Source organism: Acinetobacter sp. Colony158 (genome assembly GCF_019264745.1).
Taxonomy (GTDB): Bacteria; Pseudomonadota; Gammaproteobacteria; order Pseudomonadales; family Moraxellaceae; genus Acinetobacter; species Acinetobacter ursingii.
Window position 1 is genome coordinate 2,071,924 of record NZ_CP078523.1, and the last position, 1,234, is coordinate 2,073,157.

The 1,234-nt window shown below is 49.3% G+C and carries 1 rRNA gene (cut by a window edge); it reads left to right on the top strand.

From position 1 onward, the window contains the following. Positions 1–69 precede the first annotated feature (69 nt). Positions 70–1,234 (top strand): 23S ribosomal RNA (locus JR005_RS08540); it runs 1,729 nt beyond the window's last position.

A 1,234-nucleotide genomic window follows, 5' to 3' on the forward strand; every position in this document is an offset into this window, starting at 1 on the left:
TGCACAGTACTTCAAACTGTAATGTTGGTAATACTACTTGTAGGTATTAACGACTGTTTGGGGTTGTATAGTCAAGTAATTAAGTGCATGTGGTGGATGCCTTGGCAGTCAGAGGCGAAGAAAGACGTGATAGCCTGCGAAAAGCTCCGGGGAGGCGGCAAATATCCATTGATCCGGAGATGTCTGAATGGGGGAACCCACCTACTATAAGGTAGGTATCAATAACTGAATACATAGGTTATTGAAGCGAACGAGGGGAAGTGAAACATCTCAGTACCCTTAGGAAAAGAAATCAATTGAGATTCCCTTAGTAGCGGCGAGCGAACGGGGATCAGCCCATTAAGTGATGTGTGTTTTAGCGGAACGCTCTGGGAAGTGCGACCGTAGAGGGTGATAGTCCCGTACACGAAAGGGCACACATCATGATGACGAGTAGGGCGAGGCACGTGAAACCTTGTCTGAATATGGGGGGACCATCCTCCAAGGCTAAATACTCCTGACTGACCGATAGTGAACCAGTACCGTGAGGGAAAGGCGAAAAGAACCCCTGTGAGGGGAGTGAAATAGATCCTGAAACCGCATGCATACAAGCAGTGGGAGCCGACTTGTTCGGTGACTGCGTACCTTTTGTATAATGGGTCAGCGACTTATATTCAGTAGCAAGGTTAACCGCATAGGGGAGCCGTAGAGAAATCGAGTCTTAATAGGGCGTTTAGTTGCTGGGTATAGACCCGAAACCAGGCGATCTATCCATGAGCAGGTTGAAGGTTGGGTAACACTAACTGGAGGACCGAACCCACTGTCGTTGAAAAGCCAGGGGATGACTTGTGGATAGGGGTGAAAGGCTAATCAAGCCTGGTGATAGCTGGTTCTCCCCGAAAGCTATTTAGGTAGCGCCTCGGACGAATACCATAGGGGGTAGAGCACTGTTTCGGCTAGGGGGTCATCCCGACTTACCAAACCGATGCAAACTCCGAATACCTATGAGTACTATCCGGGAGACAGACTGCGGGTGCTAACGTCCGTAGTCAAGAGGAAAACAATCCAGACCGCCAGCTAAGGCCCCAAAATCATAGTTAAGTGGGAAACGATGTGGGAAGGCATAGACAGCTAGGAGGTTGGCTTAGAAGCAGCCACCCTTTAAAGAAAGCGTAATAGCTCACTAGTCGAGTCGGCCTGCGCGGAAGATGTAACGGGGCTAAAACTATGTGCCGAAGCTGCGGATGTAACTTTA